The 13325-nt window shown below is 64.6% G+C and carries 18 protein-coding genes; 3 read left to right on the forward strand and 15 right to left on the reverse strand.

Annotation, left to right across the window (positions count from 1 at the left end; all coding sequences use genetic code 11):
- Positions 1-152 precede the first annotated feature (152 nt).
- From IH615_RS16450 to IH615_RS16465, 4 genes are all read right to left on the reverse strand, one after another.
- Positions 153-566, reverse strand: a complete 414-nt coding sequence (locus IH615_RS16450; protein WP_291363479.1) for a phage major tail protein, TP901-1 family — start codon at positions 564-566, stop codon at positions 153-155.
- 193 nt (positions 567-759) lie between these two features.
- Positions 760-1158 (reverse strand): DUF3168 domain-containing protein, encoded by a 399-nt coding sequence (locus IH615_RS16455; protein ID WP_291363481.1) that lies wholly within the window; start codon positions 1156-1158, stop codon positions 760-762.
- Between the two features lie 4 nt (positions 1159-1162).
- Entirely contained in the window at positions 1163-1504 is a 342-nt protein-coding gene (locus IH615_RS16460; RefSeq protein ID WP_291363483.1) for a phage head closure protein, read from the reverse strand.
- Positions 1501-2067 carry a head-tail connector protein gene (locus tag IH615_RS16465; protein ID WP_291363485.1) on the reverse strand — a complete coding sequence of 189 codons (567 nt, stop codon included), beginning with the start codon at positions 2065-2067 and terminating at the stop codon, positions 1501-1503. The genes IH615_RS16460 and IH615_RS16465 overlap by 4 nt, the downstream gene beginning before the upstream one ends.
- Positions 2068-2191: 124 nt before the next feature.
- Here IH615_RS16465 and IH615_RS16470 point away from each other — a divergent pair, with 124 nt between their 5' ends.
- Positions 2192-2632 (forward strand): hypothetical protein, encoded by a 441-nt coding sequence (locus IH615_RS16470; RefSeq protein ID WP_291363487.1) that lies wholly within the window; start codon positions 2192-2194, stop codon positions 2630-2632.
- A gap of 210 nt (positions 2633-2842) precedes the next feature.
- Here the strand turns inward: IH615_RS16470 and IH615_RS16475 are convergent, their stop codons facing one another.
- From IH615_RS16475 to IH615_RS16520, 10 genes are all read right to left on the reverse strand, one after another.
- Entirely contained in the window at positions 2843-4063 is a 1221-nt protein-coding gene (locus tag IH615_RS16475) for a phage major capsid protein (RefSeq protein WP_291363488.1), read from the reverse strand.
- A gap of 10 nt (positions 4064-4073) precedes the next feature.
- Positions 4074-4550, reverse strand: a complete 477-nt coding sequence (locus tag IH615_RS16480; RefSeq protein WP_291363490.1) for an HK97 family phage prohead protease — start codon at positions 4548-4550, stop codon at positions 4074-4076.
- A gap of 123 nt (positions 4551-4673) precedes the next feature.
- Positions 4674-4862 (reverse strand): hypothetical protein, encoded by a 189-nt coding sequence (locus tag IH615_RS16485; RefSeq protein WP_046170283.1) that lies wholly within the window; start codon positions 4860-4862, stop codon positions 4674-4676.
- Positions 4863-4930: 68 nt separating this feature from the next.
- Positions 4931-5305, reverse strand: a complete 375-nt coding sequence (locus tag IH615_RS16490) for a hypothetical protein (RefSeq protein WP_291363493.1) — start codon at positions 5303-5305, stop codon at positions 4931-4933.
- Positions 5306-5694: 389 nt separating this feature from the next.
- Positions 5695-6807, reverse strand: a complete 1113-nt coding sequence (locus IH615_RS16495) for a phage portal protein (protein ID WP_291363597.1) — start codon at positions 6805-6807, stop codon at positions 5695-5697.
- 59 nt (positions 6808-6866) lie between these two features.
- On the reverse strand, positions 6867-8141 hold the full coding sequence (locus tag IH615_RS16500; RefSeq protein WP_291363495.1) for a terminase family protein: 1275 nt from the start codon (positions 8139-8141) through the stop codon (positions 6867-6869).
- A complete protein-coding gene (locus tag IH615_RS16505; RefSeq protein WP_291363497.1) occupies positions 8119-8541 on the reverse strand; it encodes a hypothetical protein in 423 nt (140 codons plus the stop codon). Before IH615_RS16505 ends, IH615_RS16500 begins: the two co-directional genes overlap by 23 nt.
- Before the next feature lie 344 nt (positions 8542-8885).
- Positions 8886-9272 carry a DUF2147 domain-containing protein gene (locus tag IH615_RS16510; protein ID WP_291363499.1) on the reverse strand — a complete coding sequence of 129 codons (387 nt, stop codon included), beginning with the start codon at positions 9270-9272 and terminating at the stop codon, positions 8886-8888.
- A gap of 262 nt (positions 9273-9534) precedes the next feature.
- The gene (locus IH615_RS16515; RefSeq protein ID WP_291363501.1) at positions 9535-10809 is read right to left on the reverse strand and encodes an Hsp70 family protein; all 1275 of its coding nucleotides are present in this window, start codon (positions 10807-10809) and stop codon (positions 9535-9537) included.
- Between the two features lie 61 nt (positions 10810-10870).
- Complete coding sequence (locus tag IH615_RS16520) at positions 10871-11533, reverse strand: diguanylate cyclase (protein WP_291363503.1); 663 nt, start codon at positions 11531-11533, stop codon at positions 10871-10873.
- 241 nt (positions 11534-11774) lie between these two features.
- Here IH615_RS16520 and IH615_RS16525 point away from each other — a divergent pair, with 241 nt between their 5' ends.
- Together IH615_RS16525 and IH615_RS16530 are read left to right on the forward strand one after the other, a co-directional pair.
- Complete coding sequence (locus IH615_RS16525) at positions 11775-12236, forward strand: mobile mystery protein A (RefSeq protein ID WP_291363505.1); 462 nt, start codon at positions 11775-11777, stop codon at positions 12234-12236.
- On the forward strand, positions 12233-12817 hold the full coding sequence (locus IH615_RS16530; RefSeq protein ID WP_291363506.1) for a mobile mystery protein B: 585 nt from the start codon (positions 12233-12235) through the stop codon (positions 12815-12817). The genes IH615_RS16525 and IH615_RS16530 overlap by 4 nt, the downstream gene beginning before the upstream one ends.
- Here IH615_RS16530 and IH615_RS16535 read toward each other — a convergent pair.
- Entirely contained in the window at positions 12814-13269 is a 456-nt protein-coding gene (locus tag IH615_RS16535; protein ID WP_291363507.1) for a YcgN family cysteine cluster protein, read from the reverse strand. The genes IH615_RS16530 and IH615_RS16535 overlap by 4 nt on opposite strands.
- Between the last annotated feature and the right edge of the window lie 56 nt (positions 13270-13325).

The following is a 13325-nucleotide window of genomic DNA, read 5'->3' on the forward strand; positions in this document are numbered from 1 at the left end:
GCCCACCCACCGGGTCATTCCGGCGAAGGCCGGAATCCATGTCCGGCAACCTCCGCAAACACCGTGTTAGGGCGACATGCGGACTTGGATCCCGGCCGAAGCCTGTCCTCGGGCGCGAAGCGACCCGGGGGCCGGGATGACATTGTGGAAAATCAAATCGCCGCAAACGTCACTTCGCCTGCGCTTTCCAGCGCCAGGTCGAACGTCACTTCGCCGGCGTGATCGGCGGCAAATTCCAGCGCAACGATCTGGAACGGCCCCTGCACCGTGCCGAAATCGGGGATGATCAGCTGCCAGTCCCGGATCGTGCCGGCAAAGAACAGCGCGCGCACCTGAGCGTCCGATGTCGTGTCCTTGAACACGCCCGCGCCCGTCACCGAAGCGCGCTTCACCCCGCCGCCGGCCAGCAGTTCCCGCCACCGTCCGGCGCTTTCCTGGTCGGTCGTATCGACGGTGGAGGCATTGAAGGCCAGCGCCCGCGTCCGCAAACCCGCCACCGTCAAAAAGCTCCCCGACCCCGTCTGGTCGAGCTTGAGCAGCATATTCTTCCCGCTCTGAGCGGCCATTTTTTCGCCTTTCTGGAATTACCCCGCACTCAATCCCTCGGCTCCTGCCCTCCCTCCCCCTGAGGGGAGGGTAGCGTAGCTCGGCCCGGAGGGCCCAAGCGGAGCTTTGGTGGGGGGCGCTTTATGGTCACCCCGACGACCCTCACCCTCGTTGCCTCCCCTCAAGGGGGATGCGCAGGAGCCGCAAATGCTGTCAGATTTCCTCACTCAAGAACCGCAGCCCCACCGCGGCCCGTGCCAGCCCGGTATCCTTGTCGATTACCGTCTCCGTCCGCATATGCTCGCGATGCGTCACCGTGATCGCTGACGCCACGAACGCCATCGCCACCTCAACCACCCGTTCGGCCATATCCAGCGCCCGCTTGCGGCTGGGCTGGTCGCCCCAGCAATGCAGCAGCAGCCGGTGCTCCTGCCCCGGCGTGCCATCGCCGTCGCGTTGGATCACATCGTGTCGCGCGATCACCACATAGGGTGCCGGCCGGCCCTTGGGCGCGGCGTCGAACACGCCATCAGCCCCGACAACAGCCACCAGCGCCGCATCACCCTTGAGCGCCGTCACCAGCGCCCCCTGCAACAGGCTGATCGGATGCATCGCCCTACCCCGTAAAGCTGGTTTCGCTGCAGGCGCAGCTGAGATAGGCCCGCCGCCCGTTGAGGTCGGCAGCGCTCACTACATCAAGGTTTCGCCCGCGATAGACGATCCGGTCGCCCGGCTTGATGTCATTGCGGAAGCGCAACACCACGGCATGGGAAATCTCCACCGCGCGCCCATCAGCGCTGGTGCCCTGGCGCCCGGTCAGCGAGCGCACCCGCGCCCACAGGCTCGTCACCGGCACGAACATTGCCACATGCCCGCCCTCAGTCTCCCCGGTCATCTCGCGACGCTTGAGCTGTATCCGGTCGGTCAACGTGCCCAGCGGTGGGACCGCCTCGCTCACAGCCGCACCCGCTTGTAGCCGGCCACCATGCGGTCAAAGCCCGAGGGCACCACCGCCCCCGACCCGGCCACGATCACCGCATCACGGTGCTCGAACCAGTAGCCAACCAGCAGCAGCAGTGCCTGGCGGATATCGGCTGGCACCTCCACCGGCTCGGTCCCGAACCCGGCCACATAGTCGATCTCGATCCCCTGCCGCTCCCGCAGCACCGGCATTCCCGCCACCGTGGATGGCAGCAGCAGCCGATCCGGCTCACTCATGAACTGCGCCAGGCCAATCGCATGGGCACCGCCCACCTCGTCGAACGCGGTGATCTCCGTCACCGCCATGAACGGCGCGACAGGCAATTTCACCTGCCCGTTCTCCGGCCAGCAATCGAGCACTACCCGCCAGCTCTGCGCCAGCAGCGCCCGCCCCGTCACGCCCTCGACATGCAGCCGCGCCGCCCCAATGAGCGTCGTGATCAGCCCGTCCTCGGCACTATCGTCGACCCTGAGAAACGCCTTGGCTTCGGCAAGCGAAACCGGCTCCTCCGCGGGCCCCGCGAGAAGGTATGAAGTCATTGTTCTGCCTTTTGATTTTAGTCGAGCCCGCTCTCAGTCGTCACCCAGCGCCCTTTGCGGGAGAAGGGAGTTCGGTCGTGGGAACTAGAGGCGAGATGACCCGCCCTTGCGTCGCCAAAGGAACTTGGCTCTATTTGTCGTTGTGCCAAAGGTTACGCTTGATATTCCTGCCTACATGGCGGCAACGGCAGTCGGCTCCGTTGTCATGGCGCTTCTTTGGTCGGTGATCAGTGGTCTGAACCTTCAAGGACCAGGCGCCATACTGATCGTTTTTTTTGGCCTTATCTTCAGCCTACCGACAATGCTCTTCATGATGCCGGTGACCTTCGCCGGCATTTACCTGGCAAATCGCTTTGGCTGGCGACAAAGACGACAATTCTTCATATTTGGAGCTGTTGCACCGCTCGTGACTGCGGCCGCAATGCTGCCTTTCCTTCGACCCTCATATGACTTGGCCGGATTGTGGCTTGCCGCTCCCGCGCTCGCCCTCAGTGGTGGACTGGCGGGCCTCACGTATCGGTCTACCCTAGGTCGTTACAGACCGGGCGGGACGACGTTGACCTGACCATCGAGCCCGGGAAGGCGTGTTGTCTCCATGTATTTACGCTTTCCCGTAGCCTCTCGCCTACCCGTTAGGAGGGCACCGCGCCGCGAAGGAAAGTCCGTCAGCCTGAGTCAGATAGAGTGGAGGCCCGAGCACCGGAGCGGAGCGTACACTAGGTACGTGAGCACCGGAGCGCAGGGCCTTCGCTCTAGCTGGCCAGGATCACGGACCTTACGAAGCGGCGAACTTCAGCAGCTTGATCGCGTCGTAGTCCGCAATCCCGCCACCCACGCGCTTGGTCGTATAGAACAGCACATAGGGCTTGCTGCTGAACGGGTCGCGCAGCACGCTCACGCCCTGGCGGTCGACGATCAGATAGCCCCGCTTGAAATCGCCGAACGCAATCGACAGCGAGTTGGCCGCGATATTGGGCATGTCCTCGGCCTCGACCAGCTCAAAGCCCATGAACCGCGCCTTGCCGTCCGCTGTCAGCGCCGGCTGCCACAGGTAGTTGCCGTCGGCATCCTTGAGCTTGCGCAGGGCGCCCTGCACCTTGCGGTTCATCACCCAGGATGCGTTCTGTCGGTAGCCGGCCTTGAGCGCATAGACCAGGTCGATCAGCACGTCGCTGGCATTGCTGGCCGGCAGCGCGCCGGCCGTGCCGGTGGCGATATAGCCGAGATTGCCCCAGCTCCAGCTGGCTTCCGCCACCGTGGTCGCCGCCAGGAACCCGGTAGGCTTGTTGACGCCGTTGCCGCTGACGAAGGCCGTGGTCTCCTGCGCCGCGAAGGCCGCGTTGACCTCGTCGGCGATCCACTGGCCGACATCCACCGCCGCGTCGTCGAGAAAGGCCGAGGTGGCCGCCGGCATGGCATAGAGTTCCATGGTCGGGTAGCTGAGCTCCGCCAGCGTCTGCGAGTTCGTGGTCGGCCGCGCCGCCGTCTCGCCCACCCAGCCCGTCGCCGGGCCAGTCACCGAGATGGGCCGCTTGTAGACCGAAGCCGATACCTGCCGCACGCCAGCAATGGCGCGGATCGGCGACACCGCCGTCATCAGCCGGGTGATTTCCGTCTCGGTTTCCGGCGGCACCACATAGCCGCCATCGGCATTGACGCCCACCGACAGCGCCTTTTCCTCGCCGCGCTTCACATAGGAGGCGAACGCCTCCTTGTATTCGCCGTCGGCCTGGCGCGCCTTGCCATCGAGCAGCGGACGGGCGCGGTCCACCAGCGCCCGGTCCATCGCCGCCTTCTGCCCGTCGAGCACGGCGTTGAGCCGATCGAGCTTGCCCTCGAGCAGCCCATCAGGCGAACCGCGCTTTTCGATCTCGCCCAGACGCTGGTCGTTGGTGCGCTTGAACTCCTCGAACGCGGTCGAGAATTCAGCGAAGAGCGCGGCAACGTCGCTCCCCGCGCCGGCCTTGGTTTCAAGGCCGTCACTGGTCATGTCCATGTCGGTGTCCCTATCGGTTGCGGATGGTGTTGGTGGCGGCCACGATGGCGGCGCCGGTCGAATAGCCAGAGGGCGCAATGCGCGCGTCCTCCATCATCGGAAACGTCACGATCGATATCTCGAACAGGTCGATCTGCCACAGCTTGCGGTGCCCGCCCTCGCGGGTGGCCTTGACGGTGCGGAAGCCGATGGAAAGCCCATCCAGCGCCCCGCCCTCGATCAGCCGCCGCAGCGCATCGGCCCGCTCCACGCCGGGCACCAATCGCCCGGCGACGAACAGGCCATGCCCGTCCTCGCCGATCGCATCCCAGGTGCCCACGGGCTCCTTGGGGTCATGCTGGAACAGCAGCCTGATCCGGTCTCGCCGCTTGGCCAGGCTCTTGCTGAACGCCCCCGGCATGACGATGTCGCCACCGCTGTCCAGCCGGTTGAAGATGCTGGCATAGCCGGCAAACCGTCCCTCGGCATCGATGGGAATACCCGCCATCAGCGCTTGCCCGGCTTGGCCTCAGCCGCCTTGCCGGGCTTGGCCAGCGTGCCGGCCAGGTTCCAGGCAAACTGCCGAAACGTCTGCTGCGCATTCTGCAAATTCTGTTTGCTGGCCATGGCTTTAGTCATCCTTCCTGAAAAGTCGATTCAGAGACGCGATCTCCTGCACGAAGTCGTTGAAGTGTTGATTCACCTTCGCCATCTCGCGCAGCGACCACACGAGGAGGGCACTCGCGCCGGAGGCCCAAAGGAACAGCGCCAGATGCGCGAGATCACCCCGCTCGATGACGGTTTTTGTCAGCTCGTCCATGGGAACTCCGGGCAAAGAAAAGCCCGCCGAATGGCGGGCCTCCATACGATGGTCTTGCCTGATGCTGGCTAATCAGGCAGCAAAGGATGGGCCCCGAAAAACGCCGCGTGCTTGAGCAACAGTTCGATCTCAGCCTTGCTCAGAACGGTGTCGGGGTATTCCGGCCGCGCCGCCCACTTGCGGTCCAACCCCAACGCGACCTCATACATTTCCTGCGGGAGTCGCGCCGTAGAGACGATGGTGACAAACCCTCCGTCAGCGTTGACCGATGTCTTGCCGTCCCGGCCGAAACGGAACGACATCTGGGTAGTGACATGGCGCGCCAAAAAGCCGCTTTGATCTACCTCGTACACCAGCAGAAGCTTTTCCTGGCCGCCAGCACCAAGCCCAAATATGACATCGCCAACCCTGACGGCACTAAGCGCCTGATCTCTGAATGACATCGGAGTCCTCATTATCGAATGCCCGGATCGAAGCCGCGCAGGATTTCAAGCTGCTCGTCGCGCGGCAGACTTTCGATCCCTAGGAGCTTCACGGCGCAGTCCAAGCATAGCCTCCGTCCGCCGATCTTGATCCATCCAGTGGTTCCATAAGTACCGCCGGATTGGCAACCTCCAGAAAATCCATCGCACCGCGGGCTGGAGATCGCCACGCGCACACGATCTTCGACCCATTGCCCGCCAACCGATGTACCTGCGGGCGCTCGGGGCTGGTCCGGCCGATACCTTCTTTCCAAAGCATCGACCAGTAGGCGCAATTTGATCTCAAACGTTGCGGACCGGACTCCTGCCAACAAAGCCAGGAAGCTCGAAGTGACTGGTCGCTCCATCACTCACACCCCCAGCATCGCCCGCTTCTCCGCGTCGCTCAGAAACTCCGCCCCGCCCACCCGCGTCCAAAGCGCCGCCCGGTCCTCGGCCAGCGCCTCGACTCCATCGAAATCCGGACTGATTACCGCCCCGCCGAACCCCGGCGACAGCCAGTTGCTCAGCTCCTCGGCCACCCGCACCACCAGCGGGATCAGGGTCTGCCGCCACAGCGCCCGGTTGGCCTCGGCCAGGTTGGCATAGGTATTGTCGCCGGGTATGCCGAGCAGCATGGGTGGCACGCCGAAGGCCAGCGCGATATCGCGCGCCGCGGCATGCTTGGCCTCGATGAAATCCATGTCGCGGGGACTAAGCGCGATCGTCTTCCAGTCGAGCCCACCCTCGAGCAGCATCGGTCGTCCGGCATTCGCGGCGCCGGAAAAGTTCTGCTCCAGTTCTTGCTTGAGCCGGGTGAACTGGTCCTCCGTCAGGTTCTGCCCCGCCGCCGAATAGACCAGCGCGCCCGATGGCCGCGCCGCATTGTCGAGCAAAGCCTTGTTCCACTGCCCCGCCGCATTGTGGATATCGAGGCTGGTCTGCGCCGCCTCGAGCGGTGCCATGCCGTAGTGATCATCCAGCGGATGAAACAGCGCCATATGCAGCACCGAGGGCACAGGCGCCTCGTCCTGGCGCAGCCGGATCGTCCGCCCGCCGGCGGTGTAATCATAGGCCATGGGCCAGCCATCGGCCCCGGCCACCACCTTCATGCGATCGGGCCGCAGCCCGAAGATCCCGCGCACCTCGCCATCGACCACGCCGGCCTGGAGATAGGCATTCCCCGCCGTCTGCAGATAGGCATAGACCGCCTCGAGCAGTTCCCCGCCCGATTGCCGCCCATTGGGCCGCGCCAGCAGGGCCGCTAGCGGATGCTCATCCACCCGCCTGCCCCCGTCGCTGACCACCAGCGGCACCCGATTGGCCGTCTCGGCGATCAGCCGCACGCAGCGATAGACCACCGGATTACGCGCAAAACCATGGTTCACGAGGCTCGCAAATCCCCGATTGCTCCAGGTCGCCGCCCCCAGCTGGCTGAGGCTCAGCAGCGTATGCCCGGCAAACGATTTCCGTTCCCCAGGCATGTTCGTCCGCCCGCCCAGCAGGCGGCTGATCCAGTTCGGCATGTTCTTGTTTCCCCAGCCTAAAGACCGCGTATCCGCGGCCGCATGTCGTTCAGCAGTTCCGTCACCGCCCAGACCAGCGCATCGACACGGTCTGGCGAGTGCCCGTCGCTCCTGCCGTCCACGCCGAACGCGCACATCTCGTCTTCCAGGGCCGTCAGCCCGTCGACATGGTGCACCAGCCCGCGCCCATAGAGCGCCGCGACCGGTTCGGCCCGCAGCCATTTGCCCCTGCTGGCCCGCACCTCGCGCACCGGCACGTCAGTATCGATCTGCGCGATCACCGCTCGCACCAGGTCGCCCCCCTGGTTCACTTCCACCACGATGGCGTCGGCCCCATGCGCCTCATAGGCCGCCACCGCCCGCCGCGCCCAATCCAGCGGCCGGACCTGCCGGATGCTGCAATCCTCCAGCACCACCACGCCCTCGCCGACCCGTCCGGCCACGACAATGCCGCAGGCATCCGACCGAACCGTCCCTGTCACTGGCGGATCGACCGCCACGACAATCCGCCCGATCTCGCCGCCGTCAAAGCGCCGGAACATGCCGCGCTGCCACAGCGCGCCCGGATCGTCCTCGATCAACTCGCCATCGAGCTCCTGCCGCCCGAGCACGGACCCGCGATAGCGGCCTACGACATCGCTCAGAAAATCCGGCGCCAGGTGGGCATGGTTATCCTCGGTGCGCATCCGGCTGATTGCCGTGCGCGGATCGCCAATCAGCCGCTTGATCAACCGCGTCGGCCGCGGCGTGGTGGTGGCCAGCTGCCGCGGCTTGTCACCAAGCCGCAGGCCGAATTGCAGCATGTCCCAAGCCGCCTCCGCATTGGGCCACTTGGCCACCTCGTCGCACCAGGCGGCGGCAAATTGTGGCCCGCGAAACCGGTCCGGGTCGGAGGCCGACATCAACGTGGCTTCGACGCCGTTCGGCCAGGTCAGTTGATGCCCGCGTAGCGTTGGCCGTTCCTCATTCGGGCAGACGCGAAACAGGCCACTCTCGCCGCGGACCATGATCGCGAGAGCCTCGCTCATGGTCTCGCCCACCAGGGCGATTGGCGAAACGCCTTGCGCCGCGAGGTTGCGGACCCATTCGGCGCCGGTCCTGGTCTTGCCGCAGCCGCGGCCACCCATGAACAGCCATGTCGTCCAATCGCCTTCGGGTTCGCGCTGTTGTTCATAGGCCCACTTGGACCACTCGAAATACTGCGCCTCAGCTTCCTCATCCGTGAGACGCCCGACTTCGGTGGCGCCGTCGGCGTCTTCGGCAGCGCCGTCAGCGTCGCTTGTACTGGTCAATGCGCTTGGCCAATTTGTCCCGGAGATCGCGCATATCCTTCTGCTGTGAAGGGCCGCCATTCTCGGGTATGTCATCCTTGACGCTGCTGAGTTTGTCGAAATTCTTCACCAGTTCCGTCAACTGCTGAGCCTCCTTGTCGCCCAATGTCGCGCCGGTCTCGTTGGCCAGCTTGGCCACCTGCCGTTCCAGCACCGCAAACAGGCGATCGCGCGTCGAACGGTGCCGATCCGCGTTCGCCTCCTGCCGCGAGAGCCAGCACTCCCTGCGCCAGCGATACTCAAAGCCGCCTTTCGACACGCCGAAGCGCGCGCAGATGCTCTTGATCGTTTCATCGGTCAGTTCATAGGCGCACCGCACCGCCGCCCAGTCGACCTGCGGCCGCTTTGCCTGTTCATCCATGCCAATGACTCTTCTGTGATCGCCTCGACGCGGGTCGCCGCCGGCAGTCCAGCCGGTCCGCTTGGTGACCCAATTTGGTGACCATGCCTGAACTATAGCCGATCACCGTGACGCGGGGATAAGTCGGGCGAACATTCTCTCAAACGGCCACAAACTGGCGCGTTCCCACCGGCCGTCACATCGGGGCTTGACCCGAGGGCGTTACACTTTCTGACCCTGGCAAGTGCAGAGCCCTCGGGTCGAGCCCGAGGGTGACGAATCGAGTTTCCGGCCCCAGCTCAAACCACAAACAAAAGACCCGCCCCGCTTCCGCAGGACGGGCCGACACGCCGGGAGGCATGAAATCACAGGCGGACGAAATCGACCTTCTGGCAGGCGATCAGCTGGCAACCGCGCAGGCTCAGCTTGTTCTGGTTGACCAGCGTCACCGAACCCGAGACAGTCTGGCCGGCATATTTCACCGTGCCGCGCCATTTGTTGGCGGCCGTCGCCCGGGCGCCCTGCACCACATGCTTGTTCAGCAGGGCCAGGTTCTCCGGGGTCTTGGCATCGCTGCGCAGCCAGATCAGCTTGGCGCACAGCTCGGTGCCGTCGCCACAATAGCTGACCGAATAGCGCGACTCTCCGGTCGTGGTCTGCCAGGTACCGACAGGGGTCAGGTCCTGGGCGAAGGCGGGGGCCGCGGCACAAAGGGCAAAAGCCGCGGCGGCGATGGTCTTGATCAAAGTCATGGTCATCTCCTCGACGGCGCCGCGGGCCGCGCCCGACATGGCGTGAATGATTGGCTGACCGAGCAAATGCCACCGCCCGACTGAACCGATCGAGAATTTGCCGTTCAGATTGGGTTCATGTTTCTCTTCACCTCTCCCTTTGGGGGAGAGGTCGGCGCACAGCGCCGGGTGAGGGGCATATTTTTGGCTCGGTGCGCGGGGAAGGCCCCCTCACCCGACCCAAGAGGGTCGACCTCTCCCCCAAAGGGAGAGGTGAAGAATCTCACCCGAACTTCCGTGCCGCGTCCATCGCCAGGCCCAGTCCGACACTGCCCAGAACGTCCGTGCGCACCAGTTCCGATTCGGGGAACAGCGCCCGCAGCCGGTTGGCGATGACAGGCACCTGCGTCGAACCGCCCGTCAGGATCAGGCTGTCGATCGCCCTGCCCACCACCCCTGCCCGTCGAAGCGTTTCGGCAATGGTATTCTCGATGCGCTCGACCGAATGGTGCAGCGCCTTGGTTAGGTCGGCCTTGGTCATTTCCGTCTCGATCCGGCGGTCGCGCACCGGAAAGGCGAAGTCGGTGGCCTCGGCATCCGACAGGGCGATCTTGGCCGCCTCGACGGCACCCACCAGCCGGTGCCCAAGCCGGTCCTCGATCAGCTCAATCATCATCCCCACGCGCTCGGGCGCCTGCGCCTCGCGCTGGGTGCCGCGCAGGTCGCGCAGCGTCTGCGCGTTGTAGAGCCGGTTGATGCGGTGCCAGGTGGAGAGATCATAATAGGGCGCCACCGGCAGGTGCCGCTTGCCATCTGTTGTCATGGTGCCCAGGCCCAGCTCGGGCATCACCCTGCCCATCGACAGCAGCCGGTCGAAATCGGTGCCGCCGACATGCACGCCCGCCGTCGACAGGATATCCTGGCTGCGGTCCACCGCCTTTGCCCGCTCCGGCGAGACGCGGATCACCGTGAAGTCCGAGGTGCCGCCGCCCAGGTCGACGATCAGCGCCAGCTTTTCGGACCGCACCTGCCGCTCATAGTCCAGTGCCGCCGCGATCGGCTCGAACTGGAAGTCGACATGGCGGAAGCCCTGCGCCCGCACCGCGCCTTCCAGCTGGCTCTGGGCCGCCGCGTCGGCCACCGGATCTTCGTCGACGAAATGCACCGGCCGGCCGCAGACCACGGTATCGACCGCGCCGCCCAGTTCGGCCTCGGCCCGCCGCTTCAGCTCGGCAATGAAGATGCCCAATATATCGATGAAGCCATAGCTGCGCGCCTTGACGCGCGTGGTGTCGCCGATCAGCGAGGTGCCCAGCACGCTCTTGAGCGAGCGCATCAGCCGCCCTTCGGCGCCGGTGACATATTCGGCCACCGCCTGCCGGCCGAAATGGATGCTGTCATCCTCGAAGCCGAAGAAGATCACGCTGGGAATGGTCTCGCGCCCATCTTCGAGCTTGAGCAATTGCGGCACGCCGCCGGAATCGCGGCGGGCAATGGTGGAATTGGACGTGCCGAAGTCGAGGCCGCAAACCAGGGTCATGACATTGCCGTCCATCATGGGAATGCGCCGGTGGCGCGAGGGACGGGCTTCTTAGAGACTCAGTGCTGCGAAGGCAACCTCAAGCCGCGCGCGCCGGCTTCTTCTTGCGCTCGAGGGCGGGCCGGAGGTCGACGCCCTCGATGCGGCCCATGCCGCGGCGCCGGGCCTTTTTCAGCGCTTCGGCCGCCGCTTCGAAGAATTTCCGGTCATAGCCGCCATGCGGATTGGTCACCGCCAGGCCCATGCTCAGGGTGACGATACCGGCATGGCTTTCCTTGTGCGGCATGGCCAGGTCACGAATGGCCTCGGCGATCTTGGCCGCGATGGCGCGTGCCATCAGGGCCGGCAGGTCGGGCAGCACGACGACAAAGCCGGCGGCCCCCAGCCGCAGGCAGCTGTCACTCGGCCGCGGCAGGTTCTCGGTTATCGCCTGCATCACGGCCAGCAGGCACTCGTCGGCCACGTCCCGGCCATAGGCGGTGAAATAGTCGGCGAAGCGATCGATCTCGATCACGACAAGGCTGATCGATACGCGTCGCGCCGCGGACTGGCTCCAGCCGTGGCTCAGCTCTTCCTCGATCCGCGCGCCCAGCCTGGGCTTCATGCCCATCGACCGCGCAATCGCTGCCTTCCCATAGGCCGGCGCCCGCTCCTGCCGCACCGGCCGCAGGGCGCCCAGCGCCGCGCGCACACGCGTCCAGAATGGTTCAGCCTGATCTTTGGTAATCGCGGTATCAGTCATGGTTGCCGCCGGTCCTGGGCTCGCGCACGGCAGGATCAGGCCACAACATGGTTAACGGTGTGTGAATTTTGGCGTCGTTTGTCCTGTACCAATTGACAGCTGGGCAGATTTGGCCAGTTCAAAACTTGGTTTGTTTCTCATCTTTACCAGGCTATAACCTGGTACTGATTTGCTTTGTGCCAGGCTATAACCTGGTAATTGACCAGAGAAGACCAGGCCATGGCCTGGTGGAGATATCGAAATGACCTGGAATCGCAACCTGCAGCGAGCGAGACGCAGTTTGGATAAAAAGCTCGGGGTATTTCAGCCGGCAACGCAGCATCAACCGCCAGCCAAGGGATGGATACGCGCGCTCAGGGACTCGGTAGGCCTATCCTCGGCCCAGCTTGGCAATGCCCTCGGCGTTCGATCGCAGTCTGTGGATGACATGGAAAAGGCCGAGGCGAGCGGCAGGATCAGTCTGGATACTCTGCGGCGCGTGGGCAGGGCCATGGACTGCACGCTGGTCTACGCCCTTGTCCCCAACACCTCGTTGGAAGCCATGGTGGCAAGGCGTGCCGAGGCGTTGGCAAGAGCCGCCATTACAGGTGTCTCACACACTATGGCGCTGGAGGATCAGCAGGTTGAAGGCGAGTTGCAGCAGCAGATTGCCGACTACATCGAAGACCATATCTCTGAACGAGACCTGTGGCCTCGAAAATGACGGACATTTTTGCGGGACCGGCGGGTTCAACCCCACTGCCACCTGAGGACCAGCGCGGCCTGCGACTGTCCTGGATCACCACGCGGCAGGAGCTTAACGAGGCCGAACAGGTCAATATTCTGGCGGGACGCGCCTGGGCCATGCGCAGCCGCGTGGACCTGACCGCGGAAGCCTATCTGATGCGGCTGCATCAGCGCATGTTCGGCGACGTCTGGTCTTGGGCAGGCAAATATCGGGTACGCGAAACCAACATCGGCGTCCTGCCTTACGAAATCCCCACCAGGCTAAGAGAATTCCTCGGCGACATTACCTACTGGCTGGCTCACGAAACCTACCCGCCCGACGAACTCGCCGCTCGCTTTCACCACGGCTTGGTTCTGATCCACCCATTCCCCAACGGCAACGGCCGCCACACCCGCCTCGCCGCCGACCTGATGTGCCGGCAACTCGGGCAGACCCCCTTCACCTGGGGACGGAACAGCCTCGATACGGCCGGTGAGACTCGCCAGAACTATCTCGCCGCGCTCCGGTCGGCCGACCAGCACGACCTGGCGCCGCTGCTTGCCTTCGTCCGCAGCTAGAGCTGCTCGGGCGGTTCCCATTCGGGCCAGTCGACTGCATGGTCTTCCCATTCGCCCGGTGCGATGTCCTGCTCGGCGAAAGTCCGCCCGCGCGCCGAGACGCCGACATCCACCACCGTCTGCGGATCGCCCGAGACCAGCGGGTGCCACCAGGCCAGCCCCTTGCCCTCCGCAATGCGCCGGTAAGCGCAGGTGGTGGGGATCCACTTGATCTCGGTGACATTCTGCGGCGTCAGCTTGATGCAATCGGGCACCTTGGCCTGCCGTCCGGGATAGTCGGTGCAGGTGCAGTTGTCGCCATCGAGCAGCTGGCAGCGGACATCGGAGGTGATGAGCACCCCGGTATCCTCATCCTCGAGCTTGATCAGGCAGCAGCGGCCGCAGCCGTCGCAGAGCGCTTCCCACTCCGCCTCAGTCATCTCGTCGAGGGTCTTGTCTTCCCAGAAGGCCATCTTAATCCGTTGCTGCTAAGGCTGTTGCCGGTTTGCCCTTGTCGGCGGACAAGCGC

The organism is Devosia sp., from assembly GCF_014860165.1.
Lineage (GTDB): Bacteria > Pseudomonadota > Alphaproteobacteria > Rhizobiales > Devosiaceae > Devosia.